This is a genomic window from Flavobacterium sp. FlaQc-28 (assembly GCF_044007415.1).
Taxonomy (GTDB): Bacteria; Bacteroidota; Bacteroidia; order Flavobacteriales; family Flavobacteriaceae; genus Flavobacterium.
Genome location: NZ_JBIPCM010000001.1, coordinates 149,346 through 167,642 on the forward strand (window position 1 = coordinate 149,346; position 18,297 = coordinate 167,642).

12 protein-coding genes are annotated in these 18,297 nt (G+C 32.6%); 5 read left to right on the plus strand and 7 right to left on the minus strand.

The features are described 5' to 3' along the window. Nucleotides 1-27: 27 nt before the first annotated feature. On the plus strand, nucleotides 28-1,029 hold the full coding sequence (locus ACHRVL_RS00635; protein WP_395409558.1) for a DUF3078 domain-containing protein: 1,002 nt from the start codon (nucleotides 28-30) through the stop codon (nucleotides 1,027-1,029). Between the two features lie 98 nt (nucleotides 1,030-1,127). Here the strand turns inward: ACHRVL_RS00635 and ACHRVL_RS00640 are convergent, their stop codons facing one another. Next, a complete protein-coding gene (locus tag ACHRVL_RS00640; RefSeq protein ID WP_089052608.1) occupies nucleotides 1,128-2,474 on the minus strand; it encodes a deoxyguanosinetriphosphate triphosphohydrolase in 1,347 nt (448 codons plus the stop codon). Nucleotides 2,475-2,615: 141 nt separating this feature from the next. Here ACHRVL_RS00640 and ACHRVL_RS00645 point away from each other — a divergent pair, with 141 nt between their 5' ends. Beyond that, a complete protein-coding gene (locus ACHRVL_RS00645) occupies nucleotides 2,616-3,470 on the plus strand; it encodes a type II restriction endonuclease (protein ID WP_395409560.1) in 855 nt (284 codons plus the stop codon). On the opposite strand, the gene ACHRVL_RS00650 is transcribed toward ACHRVL_RS00645, so the two are convergent. Both ACHRVL_RS00650 and ACHRVL_RS00655 read right to left on the minus strand, forming a co-directional pair. Continuing rightward, a complete protein-coding gene (locus ACHRVL_RS00650; RefSeq protein ID WP_395409562.1) occupies nucleotides 3,471-5,696 on the minus strand; it encodes a DNA cytosine methyltransferase in 2,226 nt (741 codons plus the stop codon). Between the two features lie 86 nt (nucleotides 5,697-5,782). Then, nucleotides 5,783-6,244, minus strand: a complete 462-nt coding sequence (locus ACHRVL_RS00655; RefSeq protein ID WP_129053166.1) for an Lrp/AsnC family transcriptional regulator — start codon at nucleotides 6,242-6,244, stop codon at nucleotides 5,783-5,785. Nucleotides 6,245-6,401: 157 nt separating this feature from the next. Between ACHRVL_RS00655 and metE the strand changes: the two genes are divergently transcribed. Beyond that, entirely contained in the window at nucleotides 6,402-8,723 is a 2,322-nt protein-coding gene (gene metE, locus ACHRVL_RS00660; RefSeq protein ID WP_395409564.1) for a 5-methyltetrahydropteroyltriglutamate--homocysteine S-methyltransferase, read from the plus strand. 164 nt (nucleotides 8,724-8,887) lie between these two features. Here the strand turns inward: metE and ACHRVL_RS00665 are convergent, their stop codons facing one another. After that, nucleotides 8,888-9,481 (minus strand): outer membrane beta-barrel protein, encoded by a 594-nt coding sequence (locus ACHRVL_RS00665; protein WP_395409566.1) that lies wholly within the window; start codon nucleotides 9,479-9,481, stop codon nucleotides 8,888-8,890. A 146-nt stretch (nucleotides 9,482-9,627) separates the two neighbouring features. Here ACHRVL_RS00665 and gldA point away from each other — a divergent pair, with 146 nt between their 5' ends. Together gldA and ACHRVL_RS00675 are read left to right on the plus strand one after the other, a co-directional pair. Further along, on the plus strand, nucleotides 9,628-10,524 hold the full coding sequence (gene gldA / locus ACHRVL_RS00670; RefSeq protein WP_395409568.1) for a gliding motility-associated ABC transporter ATP-binding subunit GldA: 897 nt from the start codon (nucleotides 9,628-9,630) through the stop codon (nucleotides 10,522-10,524). A gap of 423 nt (nucleotides 10,525-10,947) precedes the next feature. After that, nucleotides 10,948-13,065 carry a TonB-dependent receptor domain-containing protein gene (locus tag ACHRVL_RS00675; RefSeq protein WP_395409570.1) on the plus strand — a complete coding sequence of 706 codons (2,118 nt, stop codon included), beginning with the start codon at nucleotides 10,948-10,950 and terminating at the stop codon, nucleotides 13,063-13,065. A 331-nt stretch (nucleotides 13,066-13,396) separates the two neighbouring features. Here ACHRVL_RS00675 and ACHRVL_RS00680 read toward each other — a convergent pair whose 3' ends face one another. From ACHRVL_RS00680 to ACHRVL_RS00690, 3 genes are all read right to left on the minus strand, one after another. Next, entirely contained in the window at nucleotides 13,397-14,557 is a 1,161-nt protein-coding gene (locus ACHRVL_RS00680) for a PepSY-associated TM helix domain-containing protein (RefSeq protein ID WP_395409572.1), read from the minus strand. Between the two features lie 81 nt (nucleotides 14,558-14,638). After that, nucleotides 14,639-15,883, minus strand: a complete 1,245-nt coding sequence (locus ACHRVL_RS00685; RefSeq protein WP_395409573.1) for a DUF4374 domain-containing protein — start codon at nucleotides 15,881-15,883, stop codon at nucleotides 14,639-14,641. Nucleotides 15,884-15,918: 35 nt separating this feature from the next. After that, nucleotides 15,919-18,264 carry a TonB-dependent receptor plug domain-containing protein gene (locus ACHRVL_RS00690; RefSeq protein WP_395409575.1) on the minus strand — a complete coding sequence of 782 codons (2,346 nt, stop codon included), beginning with the start codon at nucleotides 18,262-18,264 and terminating at the stop codon, nucleotides 15,919-15,921. Nucleotides 18,265-18,297: the final 33 nt, after the last annotated feature.

The following is an 18,297-nucleotide window of genomic DNA, read 5'->3' on the forward strand; positions in this document are numbered from 1 at the left end:
CGGCACCAAAATATTAAAATAAACCTAATGAAATTAATACGTTCCACTCTTTTTATTCTTTTGTTTTTGTGTACAACTAAAAACTCTGCCCAATTAATACAAACAACAATAGATCCTAATAAAGCACCAAAACTGCCTTCAAATTGGGCCAAAAAAAATCAAGTAGGATTTGACATTTCAGAAATTGCATTTGTGAATTGGAGTGCGGGGGGAACAAGTTCTATCTCTGGTTTGTTTAAAGGAGAATTTGGAAGAATTTATCAAAAAGGAAATCATAAATGGGCGAATGAGCTTATTGTAAAATACGGATTAAACAAGCAAGACGGAACTGAATTACGCAAAACGGACGATGCTTTTCAACTAAACTCAACTTACGGATTTAGAAAAGACACGGTTTCAAATTGGTTTTACTCAGCCAAGTTTAATTTTAATACGCAGTTTACCGACGGTTATAACTATCCTAATCGTGACATTGCTATCTCGAAACCTTTTGCGCCTGCTTACATATTTCTTGGAGCTGGAGCTGAAAACTCGAATAAGAAGAAAAACAGAACTTTTTACTTCTCTCCTATTACATTAAAAACTACTTTGGTATTAGATCAATATCTTGCAGATCAAGGTTCTTTTGGTGTTAAAAAAGCAGTTTATGCCACTGACCCTTTAGATCCAAATAATAAAATATTAATTGAAAGCGGTCAGAAAGTAAAAGCCGAATTTGGTATTCTTATGACAGCCTATATGAAAAACGAAATCTATAAAAACGTTTTCTACGAAAACCGATTAAGTTTATATACCGATTATTTAAACCGATTTGGTAATGTCGATATTGATTATGATACTCGTTTAGACCTTGTTGTAAATGCTTATGTTAAAGCAAATATTGGTGTTCATTTAGTTTATGATGACGATATTAAAACCAAAAAAGATGTAATTGATCCTACTACAGGTGCAAAATTTCAAGTAAACGACGGACCTAGAATGCAATTACGCCAAGTTTTAGGAGTTGGCTTAGTTTATGCTTTTCAATAATTAAGAAAACTTAATTCTCAATCATGAGAAAATAAAACACCCCATAAATGATCTTTATGGGGTGTTTTATTTTAGACAATAGCAAAAAATGCTTCTATTTAATTCTTCTTACGCCCTTGAATAGTTTCATATAATTCTAACGCATTTCCATCTGTTAGTAATGAAACGTAATGACAAATATGAAGCAGACGCTCATACAAATTACCTTTATCTAAATGATGTTTTTCTGGCAGCATCTTCAAGATCAATTTATCGTAGTTTGATGCTGTACCTTCAAATTTATTATTGAAAGCTGTTATAAATTTATCCAGCAAAGTTTGAATGATTTGATAACCCACGATTTCTTTCTCGATTACTTCGCGGCTTTGGTAAATTTTATCAACACTTAACTTAATAATATCATTCATCTGCGCTTTGTATTTACTTTTGTCTGTTAACGCAAACGGAAAATTTCCTGCTAGAATAGCTTCTTCATTTTCAACAAATACATCTACAGCATCATTAATCAAAGCCCCAATTGCTAAAGCTCTTAAATAACTTATTCTGTCTTCTTTTGTTTCTAACAATTTATATTTTGAAACGCCAATATTATCTTTTACTAGTTTTATAAGATATTCTAAAGCATAATCTTCAGAAACTAAACCTAGATTTATTCCATCTTCAAAATCAATAATAGTGTAGCAAATATCGTCTGCCGCTTCAACTAAATAAGCCAAAGGATGTCTTTCAAAACCAATATCACCCTCTTCTTTATTTGCGATCATACCCATGTCATGAGCAACTTCTTCAAAGAATGATTTATCTGTTTGGAAGAAACCGTATTTTTTATCAGCAATATTACTAGTTGGCTTTTTCGGAAGACTTTCTTTAGGATATTTCATAAAAGCACCTAAAGTTGCATATGAAATTCTAAGCCCGCCTTCAATTCCTGGACGACTTGCTGTTAATACCGAAAATCCGTTAGCATTTCCTTCAAAATCAATTAAATCCTGCCATTGTTTTGCCGTAAGTTTATCTTTGTATTTTAATCCCTTTCCGCTCGAGAAATACTCTCCAATTGCTTTTTCACCCGAATGTCCAAAAGGCGGATTTCCAATATCATGCGCCAATGACGCTGCGGCAACAATTGCCCCAAAATCATTCATATGATAACCATGAATTTCTTTTAAATAAGGATATTTTTCGATGATTTTTTTACCAACCAAACGCCCTAAAGAACGCCCAACAACAGAAACTTCTAAACTATGTGTAAGTCTTGTATGTACGAAATCTGTTTTAGAAAGCGGAATTACTTGTGTTTTATCTTGTAAACTTCTAAAAGCAGCCGAAAAGATAATTCGGTCATAATCGACCTCAAAACCCAATCGCGTGTCGTCTTGTTCTACACGTAATCTTTTGCTTGTATCGCCTTGACGTTTTAATGATAAAAGTTGTTCCCAGTTCATTTTTTAATATTTCAATATATCGACCAAAGATAAATAAATAGTACATATTAAAAAGTTACTTAAATCGCTAAATTAAATCTAAGGTATTACTTAATTTAAATTTTACGATATTTGGTAAGTCAAAATCTTAAAAATACAACAATGGAAATAGATTATTCTATGATTAATAAAGAGCTACAAGGAGACAAAGGATTAATTAAGATAATTAGAAAAAGACATTTACCTCAAACTGTAGCTATGGCAGAATTAGCTCAAAATGAGTTTGAACGCACAATAAATAATTTTAAAAACATTGATTTTGCTCTGGATAAATTATTAATGTTGGAATATGAAATATTTCTAAAAAAGCAAAAAGAAATAACTGAAAAATTCATTGAATACGCCGACAAAGAAGCTGATAGTTCCGTTTTTCCAAATGTCAGAAAAATAATTGATGAATATAAAAATTCTTCACTATTACAATCAGAACCTACAACAATCTTAAGTGGAATAGTAAATGTGATTGTTTCACTAGCCGATTCAAATAGGCAATCTAGAGTTTCAAGATCTGGGTCTAGCCTAATGAATCATATTTCATACCTTTTAATAAAAAAAGGTTTTATTTTTCAAAAAGACTATCAACGTGAATTCGTTCTAAAAAAAGGATGCAAATTAGACTTTTTTTTTCCTAATCTCAACATATATAATGAAGAACCGAAAAATTGTTGCGCAGTAGCATGTCAAACTACTTCAAATGATAGATTTCGTTTAACATTTGCACAAATGCCAAATGACACAAGAAATAGAGCATGTACAGCTATAGGGAATAGTAATTTCGGAGAAAAACTTGGCCCCTCTAGTTTAACAGACAATAAACTAGAAGAAGCCAAGAGTAATGGAGTTAAATTTGTGATTTTCTCAAATGCAATTGACGAAAGATTAAAAAACAGTAAAACCGTAATATCATATCAAGAGTGGTTTGAAGAATTAGAAATGATTAAACGCTTTTGGCAATAATTATTTAATATTTTTTAAAATTTCTAAAGCAACGGCTCTAGCCATTAAAGGAGGCACAGCATTTCCAACCAATGTAAATTGAGGAACTTCAAATTTACGTTTATTTCCTCCCGTTGATCTTTTTCCCTGAAAGACAAAAGAATCATCAAATGATTGCAGTCTTGCCATTTCACGTACAGTTAAAGATCTTGGATTTGAGTAATGAATGTAGTCATCTGCAATTGTCATAATGGTAGAACTTTGGCCTTCAGGCTTTAAAACCGTATAACTTCTTTTGTCTGAATCTAATCCAATTTCTTTAAGATTAGATTTAGCAGATTCATAGTTTCCTGATTTTAAAATAACATCCAATCGATTAATTACATCTTGGTTTTGTTTACTCGTTTTGTGATTTTGCAAAGGTGCAACTAAATGAGTTAATGTATTTTCCAGCTCCTCAAAATTCTTTACATAAAAAGGATTTTTTGCATTTATAAAACGATCGCTCAAACGTCCTTTTTTAGACCATTCCGAATAAGTCAAACCACTATTTTTATTGGGTTTTCCATCAATATTTCTTTTTTGTACTAATGATTTCATTTTCTCAGTTGATCCATTATATTTTGCTTTCAAATCAATATTTTCATAATTGTATCTTTCATCATCATTACCAATAAAATCCAAATCAGAAATAGCCTCAAAAACATTTACTTTTTCATTGTTTTTTACTGTTGCAGGAACATCATTTATAAGTTTTTGATCTTTTCTACAACCTATAAATAAGACTCTTTCGCGATTCTGAGGAACACCATAATCGGATGCTAAGGCAACAAAAGGTTGTTCGATATTATATAATCTGATTTTTGATAAAATTTCTTGAAATTCTTTTTCTTTATTTACTTTAACAACAAAAGAATTCAATCCGTTTACACATTCATCAAACGTATAATCAAAAATTTCAAGAGCACTAATAATTTCTTGAACTTCTCCTAAATAAATTTTATTTGGTTTTAAATTATTGAATGCATTGTGAATTTTTTCAATTATCGTTTCGGACTCAATTGATGTTAAAAAGGAATCAAAATCATCAGCAAAAAAATCATTATCCAAATTTGAAAAAGCTTTTTCATTAATGATTTTTTTTCGAATATATTCAAGCTCTTTAACTCGTTTTAAAAGATTAAAACCATGACGAATTGTACTGATATTTTTATCTGTTTTACTTGTTTTATAATCAACAATTTTAGGCGTAAGAAGTCTAAATTTATTTTCTAAATTATTAATATAAGTATTCTTTAAAAGATCCAATTCTTTATCAATTGCCTTTTCAAATTGTAAACGTAAATTATAACATTCTAAAACAAATAGTCTTTCAGATTCATTCTTCTTTAAAAGAGCTATAAAATGAATCAATTTACTAAATTCTTTTAAATCAACTATAGATCTAATTTCCTGCAATATCATATCTTTAATCTTGCCTTGTTCTTTTGTCAAAATTCCTTTGACATTTTCCATAACAAAATATTTAGGACGCAATTGTCTTATAACTTTTAAATAATGAGCAAATAAATCGTCTTTTTTGTCAAATTTCTTTCTTTTTCCAGCTAAGCTAAAACTTTGACATGGTGGACCACCACAAACAATATCAATTTCTTTGTCTCCAATTTTTTTTAGAAAATTATCCAAAAAGTCCGGTTCAGTAATATCCTGTCTCAAAAACTCGGTATCTAAACCTAATTGATAATTATATCTAGCCAAATGTGTTAACTCACAATTTTCGTTTATATCACTTGCTAGTCTAAAATCATAATATTTATCTCCATGTTCGGCTTGAAGGAAACCTTCACTAAATCCGCCTGCACCAGCAAATAAATCAACAAAAGATACTTTCGATTTTGTTTCATATTCCAAAGAAGGTTCAGAAAGTATATTTATATCTGTATTTTCTTTCCTGCTATTAACCAATGAAGCTATTTTCTCTTTAATTTTTTTATCTGTAAAGTTAGAATGCACCTCTGTTTCAAAATATTTTTCAACTTCTTCTTTCAAGAAATTTAAAAATTTATTAATAGATCTATGAGAATAATCAGAATCCTTAACTATTTGATTCTTATTATCCCAATCTTTCTTCATAATCTTTTCACCAGTAGCAACTTTAATTTGCAAATCTTTTTGGCGTATAACAAGATGAATTGGGAATCGCTTGCTTTTATCAGCTTTATCAAGGTAGAATTTAACATTTATCATTTTACGGACATTTTTACGGATACGGACAAATCTACGGACAAATTTTTAAATAAAATATTTTTTTATCCAAAATTTCCAATTGCATTTTAAAACTCCAATGCCGTACTATGTTTAATTTCTCCCATTACAAAAATACTATTCGTATTTCCGATGTTTTCAATGGTTGATAATTTGTTCATTACAAAATCCTGATAACTAGCCATATCTTTCACTAGAATTTTCAGCATAAAATCATAATCGCCGGCAATGTTGTAACATTCAATAATTTCTGGGAGCGCCACAATGTCTTTCACAAAATTGCTTCCCACATTTTTAGCGTGTTCTTTTAAACGAACGTTGCAAAAAACCGTCATGCCTCGATTCATTTTTTGCTTGTCTAACAATGCTACATATTTAGTTATAAAACCATCTCTTTCTAATCGTTTTATACGCTCATAAACTGGAGTAACCGTTAAGAATAATTTACTAGCAAGATCTTTTGTGTTGATATTTGAGTTCTCCTGAAGGTGCTTTAAGATAAGCAAATCGGTTTTGTCTAGATTTTCCATAGTTTTTTTTACGGCCGAAGGTTTGTTTAAAAGACATTCACAGTAATAAAATCTTTAAAAATACATTTTTAAAACGCATTTTACTGAAATAACCTTCAAATATAAGTTATAAAAGCTAATACAATAAATTTGCTCAGTAAAAAATACTGAAATCAAAATGAAAACAAATAATTTAGGTTATCCAAGAATTGGGAGCAGCAGAGAACTCAAAAAAGCAAGCGAACTGTATTGGGCAGGAAAAATTTCGGCTGACGAACTTATCGATGCGGGAAAAGAAATTCGAATTCAAAACTGGCATTTACAAGCTGAAGCCGGAGTGGATTTAATTCCGTCTAATGATTTTTCTTTTTACGATCAGGTTTTAGACTTAACCCTGACTGTTGGAGCAATTCCAGAACGTTATCATGAATTAGCCAAAACAAATTCTTCTTTAGATTTGTATTTTGCAATGGCAAGAGGCGCACAAAAAGACGGCCAGGATGTTGTTGCAATGGAAATGACAAAATGGTTTGACACGAACTATCATTATATTGTTCCTGAGTTTACAAAGAACCAAAAATTCGAATTGTTTTCAGAAAAAGTAATCAACGAATTTAAAGAAGCAAATGCTTTAGGAGTTGCTACAAAACCAGTTTTAATTGGACCTATTTCGTATTTACTTTTAGGAAAAGAAAAAGAAGAAGGTTTTCACCGAATTGATCTTATTGATAAATTACTCCCTGTTTATTTCGAAATTTTCGAAAAGCTTCAAGCAGAAAATGCTGCATACATTCAGCTTGACGAACCTTTCTTAGCTCTAAATTTAACTGATAAAGAAAGAAACACTTTCACAAAAGTTTATAACGAAATCAATACTCGTTTTCCAAAACTTAAAATCATTTTAGCGAATTATTTTGACTGTTTTGGCGAAAATTTAGAAACGGCTTTGGCTTTACCAGTTGATACTTTCCATTTAGATTTAGTTCGCTGTCCGCTGCAATTAGGGGATATTTTAGAATCTGGAAAATTAAATCCAAACGTAAATCTTTCATTAGGAGTTGTTGACGGAAGAAATATTTGGAAAAACGACTTCAAAAAATCATTAGAATTAATCAAAAAAGCAACTGATGCCTTAGGCGAAAATAGAATTTTAGTGGCGCCGTCTTGTTCTTTAATTCACAGTCCGTGCGATCTGGATTTAGAAACAAACGACCAAACTCTTACGCCAGAAATTAAACAATGGCTGGCTTTTGCAAAACAAAAAATCAACGAAATTGTACTTTTAAAACAATTCGCATCAAACGAAGTTGATACTAAAAATTCAATTGATTTTGAGCAAAATGTAATTGCAAACGAAAATCGTAAAACTTCAAAATTAATTCACAATAATGAAGTTAAAAACCGTGTTTCCGGAATTACAACTTCAGATGATAAACGTAAAAGTTTTTTTGCTGCAAGAAGAAAAAGCCAGATTGAAGCTTTAAATCTGCCATTATTTCCAACCACAACAATTGGATCTTTCCCTCAAACAGCTGAAGTAAGAAGCTGGAGAGCAAAATTCAAAAAAGGAGAATTAACGACTGAACAATACAACGATTTAATCGAAAAGGAAACTGAAGCTACAATTCGTTTTCAGGAAGAAACTGGAATTGATGTTCTAGTTCACGGAGAATTCGAACGTAATGATATGGTGGAATATTTTGGAGAACAATTAGCCGGATTTACGTTTACAAAAAATGGCTGGGTTCAAAGTTACGGAAGCCGTTGTGTAAAACCGCCCGTTATTTATGGTGACGTTTCAAGACCAACTCCAATGACTGTAAAATGGTCGAAATATGCACAGTCCTTAACTTCAAAATGGGTAAAAGGAATGCTTACAGGTCCCGTAACAATTTTGCAATGGTCTTTTGTTCGTAACGATCAGCCTCGTTCTGAAACTTGTACACAAATCGCTCTAGCAATTCGTGACGAAGTTGTGGATTTAGAGAAAGCAGGAATCAAAATTATTCAAATCGATGAACCTGCAATTCGAGAAGGTTTGCCTTTAAGAAAAGAAGAATGGGCAAACTATTTAGATTGGGCGGTAAAAGCATTTAGAATTTCAGCAAGCGGCGTAAACGACGATACGCAAATTCACACACATATGTGTTACAGCGAATTCAACGACATTATTCAGAACATTGCTGATATGGATGCCGATGTTATTACAATTGAATGTTCTCGTTCGCAAATGGAACTTTTAGATGCTTTTGCCAACTTTAAATATCCAAACGAAATTGGACCTGGAGTTTACGACATTCACTCTCCTCGTGTGCCTTCAAGCACAGAAATGGTTCGTTTATTAGAAAAAGCTTCGGCTGTAATTCCAGTAGATCAGCTTTGGGTAAATCCAGATTGCGGTTTAAAAACTCGTCATTGGGATGAAACTAAAAAAGCTTTGATCGAAATGGTCGCTGCTGCTCAGGAAATGAGAGCTGCTGTTGAAAATCCTGTCGTGTAATAGTTTTACCTAGAATATATTTTTGTTTTTTATGCCAGCAAGTGAGACCGAATTTAGTTATGATTCGTTTCGGTTTCACTATTGTTGGCATTTATATTTAAACAAAAAAGCATCCGCCGCGGCGGATGCTTTTCTCGAAATTGAATATATATATATATTTCAGATTAGAAATTCTTTGAAATTCCCACAGAAAATGCTTTTCCGAAAGTGAAATTGAAGTTTTTAACATTGTCTCCATTTCCATTATTTCCGTCATAATTTAAAGTATTGTATCCTAAACCTCCAATATTGAAGTTTAATCCAAATCCTTTATTAACATTAATGAAAATTGCCGGCGTAACTCCAACATAAAAACCGTCACCTTCATTTATTGTAGATAATGGTCCAACAGAGTTTGTTGTTTTTCTGCTTTGGTACCCAACTCCTAAATCAGCATAAGCAGAGAAAGTTTGGTTTAATGGTTTTGAGTAACGTAAAAAACCTCCTAAAGAGAAATTATTTAATTTGCTCTCTGTATTATTACTAAACTCTCTTTTAGCAGTACCAACTCCAGCTTCGATACCCGCTGTCCAGTTTTGGTGAAATTGATATCCTACTTTAGGCGAAAAAGTAAAAGAATTAGTTTTGTCTTCTGATCCAGAATTTGAAACGTTTTGAGAATTATACTCAATACTTCCCATAACTAAAATGGATCCTTTTTTTTGTGCATTTGCAAAAGTGCAGACAGCCAAAGCGGCTATCACTAAAAATTTTTTCATGATTTGGGTTTATTTTAATTTAGCATTGCTTTAACAACAACAATGCCGTGAATCTATTGGATTTTATTTATTTTATGGTTTCTTTAAAAGACAAATTTTAGCAATCAAGATTATTTCTGTTTACTTTTGTAGCAAATAAAAAGTCTATGTCGATCGAAGTTAACAACATATCAAAAAGTTACGGAACTCAAAAAGCACTGAACGAAATTTCATTCTCTATTCAAAAAGGAGAAATCGTTGGTTTTCTTGGCCCAAATGGCGCAGGAAAATCTACTTTAATGAAAATTTTAACTACGTATTTGCTTGCCGACGACGGCTCAGCCCTTGTAAACGGTCACGATGTCATGACGAATGCAAAAGCGGTACAGCGTTCTATTGGGTACTTACCAGAACACAATCCGTTGTATTTAGATTTGTATGTTCGTGAGTATTTGGCTTTTAATGCCGATGTTTATCAGGTTCCAAAATCAAGAATCGAAGAAGTAATTCAACTGACAGGACTGTCAACCGAAAGCCATAAAAAAATAGGACAATTATCAAAAGGGTACCGCCAGCGTGTGGGACTTGCCAACGCTTTACTGCATAATCCTGATGTTTTAATTTTAGACGAACCAACTACTGGTCTAGATCCTAACCAGTTAATGGAAATAAGAAATGTAATCAAAAATGTAGGTAAAGATAAAACTGTTTTTTTATCAACACATATCATGCAGGAAGTTGAAGCTATTTGCGATCGTGTCATAATTATTGACAAAGGAAACATTGTTGCTGACAACAAATTAGATCATTTGGTTGCCGCAAATAAAGAACAAGTCATTGAGGTTGAGTTTGACTATCAAGTTGAAGAGCAGCTTTTGGCTAGACTTGAAAATATTGCTTCGTATAAAAATACGCATGACATGACATGGGAACTTACTTTTGTTACTGAAAAAGATATGCGTCCTGCCATTTTTGATTTTGCCAATGAAAATGGCTTAAAAACACTGCAATTGAATCAAAAAAATAAAAACTTAGAAGCTGTATTTAGAGAAATTACCAAGTAGTTTTCGATCTCAGATTTCAGTTTCAGCTTATCCAACAAAACCAGTTTATTCTTTTACAGAATAGACTGGTTTTTTGTTTTATTAAATCTTCAAAAAAACAATAAAGCTGCTCTAATTCCATTATTTACGCGTTCTGAAGCGCAAAAACAACATTAAAACCCAACTCATCTTCTCTCGTTATCAATGGTTTACAATTAAAAGAGTCAAATTTGAATTATTTTTATTTAGACTTGATATAAATAGCGTTATATTTGCAGGATCAATCTCAATAATACTGCACAAATGCCACATTTATTTCACTTCATAATGTCTCTTTTTTATTCCTTTTATAATTACGTTGAACGCTTCAAAAAGTTACTTTCAGATAAAATCGAACAAATTGTTTTACATTAAAAAAACTCATTTATAAAAGCACAAAACGACATGAAGAACATTTTAACCTCTATTATGCTCGCGTTTTCAGTATACTCTTATTCACAGACAGAAAAAGACAGTCTGGTTGAAACATCTATCAATGTTTTAGATGAAATTGTAATTACAAAAAAGAAAGTTTTATATACTCAAAAATCAGATCGTCTGGTTTTTAATGTCGAAAACAGCATTGTATCTGAAGGCGGTACAGCGCTGGACGTTTTATCTCGCGCGCCCGGCGTAGTAGTTTCGCAGGATGGCGATTTGTCTATTCGAGGACAACAGGGAGTTGCTGTTATGATTAATGGTAAACTAACACAGCTTTCTCAAAAAGAATTGGCTAATTATTTAAAATCAACCACTTCTTCAAATATTAAACAAATTGAAGTTATAACAAATCCTTCTTCTAAATATGATGCAGCCGGAAAAGCTGGAATTATAAATATTATTCTAAAAAAACCAAGTACTTCGGGGATAAAAGGAACTGCGTTTGCGAGTTATGGCCGCGGACGAAAAAACAGAACTAATTCTGGTGTTAACTTAAGTTACAATAAAGATAAATTTGGCGTTTACGGTAATTACAGCTACACTTTTAGAGGTGAAGAAGAACGTAAAGAATTCAACCAAACACAATATAAGGATATAACACGTCAGCAAATTGATACGAAAAATTATCAAACCTCAACCACAGACGAACCGCTTACTTCGAACAACTTTAAAATTGGAACTACTTATGAAGTTTCTCCTAAAACGAATTTAGAGTTCTATGTTGATGCCAAGTTAGGCCGTTATGAAAATATAGCTGACGGAAGAAACACTTTAACCAATGCACTAAATCAGGTACAGTTTGATGCTTCAACTTACAACGACAGTAAAGAAAAATGGAATGATTACACGTATGCATTCTCTGGAGTTCATAAATTTAATGCGGAAGGAAAAAATATGTCTTTTGACTTTGAATACGAAACTTCAAAATTTAGATCAAATCAATTTCAGAGTGCACAAAATATAGATCCTTCAAACCCAAACGATATTAATGATCGAAGAGGTTTTATTCCGTCACAATTAAAAGTTTTTACAGGAAAAGTAGATTTTACTAATCCATTAAAAGAGAAACAATCTATTGAATGGGGTTTTAAAGCGAGCTTAAAAAACAATGATAATCCATCGGTTTATGAATATAATGACAATAATCAATGGATAATTGATCTTAATTCGACCAATCATTTTGAGTACAAAGAACAAATTTATGCTGCGTACGCCAATTATAAATATCAAATTGGAGATTTAAACATTCAAGGTGGTTTACGTTCTGAATATACGGCAATCAATATTTTGCAAAGAACTTTAAACGAGGAGCACAAAGACGATTATTTAAAATGGTTTCCGAGTCTTTCTTTAAAATATGAACTTACAAGCAATCATTCTGTTCATGCTTCTTACAGCAAAAGAATAAACAGACCGAGCCAATTTGACTTGAATCCGTTTCGTTTTTATGATGATTCGTTCAACTATTCTCAAGGAAATCCAAATTTAGTTCCTGAAATTACACATGCTGCCGAAATTGGATATGCTTGGAAAAGCAATTTCATGTCTTCATTGTATTTCAACAGCACTAAGGATGTTTTTACGGAAGTTTATACTTATGATCCGAGTACTAACACAACGGTTACTTCTCAGATAAATGTATCAAAATCTTATAATTATGGAGCAAACATTACTCATACAGCCGAACTTTACAAGTTTTGGTCTATAAACACTCTTTTCAATATTTTCGAAAATAGATTTATGGGCAACATTGTAAACTCTGATACGATTGATCCAATTGTCACACTAAACTTAAGTGTACAGAATTCATTCACAATAACAGAAAGTCTTAAAGCTGAAGCTAACGCTCAGTATCAATCAAAATCGAACCTTGGCGTTTATCAGCGTGACGGATTTTTTGATTTCAGCATTGGGGTTTCAAAGCAGGTTTTGGCAAATAAAGGCAACATAAAACTAAATGTTACTGATATTTTTAATACTAACAATTTTTACATTAACTCAACAGTTGGGCAGACTGCTATTAATAAACGATATGATCTGGATAACCGCATTGCGACATTATCTTTTACTTATAGAATTTAAGATCCCTTGAATTTGTTTTTGTTTTTTATTTTTTTTGAATGAGAGGAGCCTGCTAAAAGCAGGCTCTTTTTGTTTTTAAGGATATTATGCAAAAGCAGTAAATAATCATGCATTTATAAGGCCGAACGAAGTCAGAGTTGTCAGGCTGAGCGAAGTCGAAGCTCACGTATGCTAAATCACTTTGCGGGGCTTCGACTTCGCTCAGCCTGACAATATGATTGTTTATTTTATTTATTTTAAAACAAAAAAAAGTCTCTTGCAGAATGTTACTTCTTGCAAAAGACTTTTAACCAACTAACCAAACAAATAGAAACTTAAAAAGTATTCAATATTATTTTTTTTGCTTTTTCTTTCTTCCCCACCAGATGTAAAAACCTGTAACAGGAAGACTTGCGCATATTAAACTTGCTGTAAAATAAATAATCTTTGTAGCCAATCCTCCTATTGCGCCAATATGCAGACTGTAATTTGATCTCATTAACCAATCCGAAAAACGTTCGTCACTAATGTATTTTTCAGATTTTGGAAGCAGTTCTAATGTCTTAGAGTCAAAATATAAATCTCTCCAAATTCCCTTATACATATCTGTACAAGCATAATAATCATCTTTTGGTTCATCTGGAAAATGAATGATAACAGCTTCTTTATTTTCCTTAGCAATTTCTGTACGCACCTTTTTCCAGATAAAATCGGCGCCAGCCAGCTTATCGATTTGCTGTTTAGATATTGTATCATTTTTAACCGAAACAATCTGTTCTTTTTTGTCCTTTTCATCAGCCCAGCCGCCGCTTATCCAATAGGTGCTTTCGCGCAGCCAGTGAAAACTCATTAATAATCCTGTAAAAGAAATTAGTAAAGCCAAAATGATGACATAAAATCCCATAACGTTATGTAAATCATAATTTAGACGTTTGAGTTTGGCGCTCCATTTTATTTTAAAACTGTTGTTAACCGTTGTTTTATTCCATTTTTTTGGAAACCAAAGTATAAGTCCGCTTATCAATAAAAAGAAAAAAATGAAAGTTGCCCAAGCCGTTATTTGTGCTCCAACCTCGCGTTCTAACCAAAGATTTCGATGCCCTTCGTCGATAATATGAAAAAAATCTTCGTGATCGACCATTCCAGTAATTTTACCGTTATAGGGATTTACATAAATCAATGAATCGGATTCAATATCAACTTTAACTGATTTATCTAAACCATTATACCACACTCCGTGAATTTCTTTATCGGGCAGTACTTTTTGAACAGCGGCGTAAATTTTTGAAGGTGGCAGCAGTTTTTCTGGGCTTTGAGCTTCAACATTTAAATAAGGCGAAGTCAGCTCTTTTATTTCATGTTCAAAAACTAAAATACACCCTGTAATTGCCATTATAAACACAATTATACCTGAAGCAAGACCCAGCCATAAATGCAGCCAGGCATTAATTTTACTAAAACGTGATTTTCCTTTATTGGGCGGTTTACCCGTTCGGCTTTTAATAGCAGTCATTGAAATTATAATTTAATAAAAAGAAAAAAATGGCTTGAGCATCTTTTAAGACACTTCAAGCCATCTATAATACATTAGAATTTAGAAAGTAAGTTTACCAATTGTTGGTAAATAAAGTCCCTCTTTAATAAGAGCTCCAGCTTTTGCATTACCTGTCGCAATATCAATTTGATAAACACGAGCTTCATTGCCGGTTACGAAACTTTTATACGCTTTCCCGTTTTCAACAAACAAACTTCCAACTCCAAAAAACTCATCACCGCCATGATCAGGTAATCCTGTAACCGCTAAAACTGTTTTTGCTGATAAATCAAGAATTGCCGACTTGAATATGGTTTGTGTGCTTAAGAAACTATAAACTGATTTTTCTGGATCAAGAGAAGCAGGAATATAAGAGATAAAAACTTTCTCTCCGCCTAATGGATATGCTGCTAAAACTTTCCCTTTAATAGTACTTGCTTCAAGATCAAAGAAATATCCTGGATCAAATTTAGCATCTCCTTTTTTAATACGTAAAACTCCTGAAGCTGCAGCTGTAACGGGATAACCTCCTGCACGTGCATTAGATGAAAAGGTATAAATATCTCCAGATTCTGTTTGTACAATTCCTGTATTAGTATAGTACATTCCAATTGCAGTTGTTCTAGTATCTTTTATTGTTGTAACATATTCTAAAGAAGGGTATTTGTAAACTCTTACAACTGCATCTGAAGATAATACTACATTCTTCTTCTCGCTGACATCTTTAGTATAAACAGGAACAAAAAGTTTGTCACCAGAAACTGCCGCTCCAGTTGGCCAGTATAACACGTTTTTATTTCCAGGAGTTACGCTAAAGTCATTAAACTTGCGAGCATCGATTGAAACCGTTGTCGGGTTGTAAATCATAAGTTCATAATCAGACGAACTTCCGTCCCAAGTAGCACCAATATTGATCATTTTTTTATCATCAGTATAACCTACAGCGTAAGACGATTCGAAAGCTAATTTTCCGCCTGGAACTAATTTTCCTGCGCTGTTAAGGTGAAATGAAACTGATCCTTCATCTCCTGTACTCAATGCAAAAAAAGTATTTTGTACTGGAAAACAACTTCCTTCTTGCTCAATTCCAACTCCTTTGGCGCTGATTTCGCCGGTCATTAATTGATCTGTAGAGTTAAAATCCAATATATATTGTGTGTAATCGTCTAACCAATATGATGCAACGTATTTTGCACCATTTACTGCTGACTCTTCTTTTGAAGATGAATCATCGCTGCTGCATGAAAAAATAGATAATGACAGAAAGCCCAATGCAAAGCATTTTGCGAATTTGTTTACTAACATGATTATAATTATTAAGGGTTATTATTAAAATTTAATTACTGAAGAAAATACCTGAACTTAACGGCAAAAGCACGTCCTGGCTTTTGAACTTTAAAATAGTCATAGACCTTAACATCAGTAATATTTCTACATTCAAATGCGAGATTGTATTTTCCTTTCAAAAAGGAATAGGCAACCATCGCATTCTGAGTAAATTGTTCAGGAATAGCTTTTTTAGTTTCTAACTCACCTAAAACTGGCCAAGTCAGATAAAAAGCATCAATATAATTTGCGCTTACATTCAAAGAAAGTTTGTCTCCTTGATATTTGACATTTTTAAAATTAAAAGTCAAATCAGCATTTCCGTAAAAAATGGGAACGTTTGGTAACTGCGCATCATACAAAGCATCTGGACTTGTTGTTCCTGTTTTGTATTTATTTTTGTTAAGGCTTTTTTGGTATGTTGCATTTACCTCGAACGTAAGTAAATCTGTGTAACCGTATCGAAGAACTCCATCAATACCTGACACTTGTACATTTTGCAAATTTTCAAATACTGTTTTATCACCATCTTGTCTTTCTCTAATAAAATCTTTTGCTTCTCTGTATATTAAGCTGGTTTCAGCATTAAAGTGATTTTTTTCTTTTTGAAGAATAAAAGCAAGTCCTAAGTTTGCGTTGTCACTGCTTTCTGGTTTTAAGCCAATGTTACTGTTTACAGTTAAACCATCTCCAAGCATTTCGATTGCTGCCGGCAAACGATAAGCATGCTCATAAGATCCTTTTATTTGTAATTTATCCGATAAATGATAGGCCGTAGTAGCGCCATAACCATAATTAGTCGATGTTGTTGATTGTGTTATACCGCCAGAAATCATTTTGGTTTCTAAATCAAACATTTTTCCAAAAGCTGAAATTGCCAGTCGATTATCTAAACCGCTGAAATTATAACCCAATCCTAAAATGTTTTTATTAATTGTTGGTTCGCCAAGCTCAATTACAGTTAAATATTCATCCGTTTCTTTACGTTTATAACCTAAATAAGAATAATTTACAGCCAGCGAATGCTGCTCGCTCAATTGGTATTTTAAATTAGTGGTAAGCTGCGCATTTTCTTCATCATACACATAAATACTCTTGTTTCCCAGCTCTCCTTTATCACTGTTTCCTGCAAATTGCCTGTATACATAATTCCCTGTCCAGTCATACACTCTTGACGATGTATCTACAGATCTGTTGTTTACCAAAGCGTATGTACTGTTTACATTTAGCGATAATCCTTTAGTAAAAAGATTGTCTTTTTTATATTTTAAAGAAGTGATAAAACTTTCACTGTCAGTAAAAGCCTGTCCAACCACTTTTTGCATTGATCTTCCCTGCTGAATTTCCTTTTTATTTCCAGACATAGTAAAACCAACAAGTAAATAATCGGCAAAACTTTTGTTCTTAAATCCTGCCTCAGCCATTATAGTTCCTGACTTATAACCGTCATGAAAGTGTTTGTATTTTTGTTCAGGCAAAAACTTCGAAGTATTTTTATCTACTACACTTACATCTACTTTATAATCATTATCTGAGTAATTTGCAAAAGCATTAATATTTGCAATAAACCCATCTTTACCAGAAAATCTAGTATTTACAGCTGCTCTATGAGTATTAAAAGAACCATAACTATATGAAGCATCTATATAGCGGTTTACATTTTTATTGGTAATAATATTTACAGCTCCTCCCAAAGCATCTGCCCCCAATTCTACAGGAACAACACCTTTGTAAACATCGATTCTTTCCGCCATATTTACGGGAATATTATTTAAGGTAAGCGACGAACCATAACTATCCATAGGTACTCCGTCAAGAAAAAACTTAACCTGATTTCCTGAGAATCCATTTAGTGAAAAGTTGAACGCAGATCCTAATCCTCCATATTCACGAATACGTACTCCTGTAGTTTTGTTCAAAACCTGATTTAAATCGGCAGTTGTATTGTATGTTTTTTTAAGATCGACAGAAGTAATGTTGTATGCCTGCTCTCGGGCGCGCTGTACTTTCGACTTTCCTTTTACAGCAACTTCGTTTAAAGCTGCCATATCTTCCTCCATTGTTACATTCTGAGTTGGTTTGCCGCCTTGTTTAAGTGAAACTGCAGCTTCTGTGGTTTTAAAACCAACATGAGTAATCAATAAAATATAGTCTCCGCTTTCGGCATTAATTTTATATTCTCCTTTAGTATTAGTTAATGTTGCGTAAGCGGTTCCTTTTAGTACTACAGAAACACCTTCAGCTGGTTTGCCTTGATTTGTTAAAATAACTCCCGTTAAGTTTACTTTGTTTTTTTGTGAATACCCTTGAAGTGAGGTAAAAATAATCGTGATCAAGAGTAATAATCTACTTATTTGCATCAGATAAATATGGTTTGAAAATTAAATTGACAA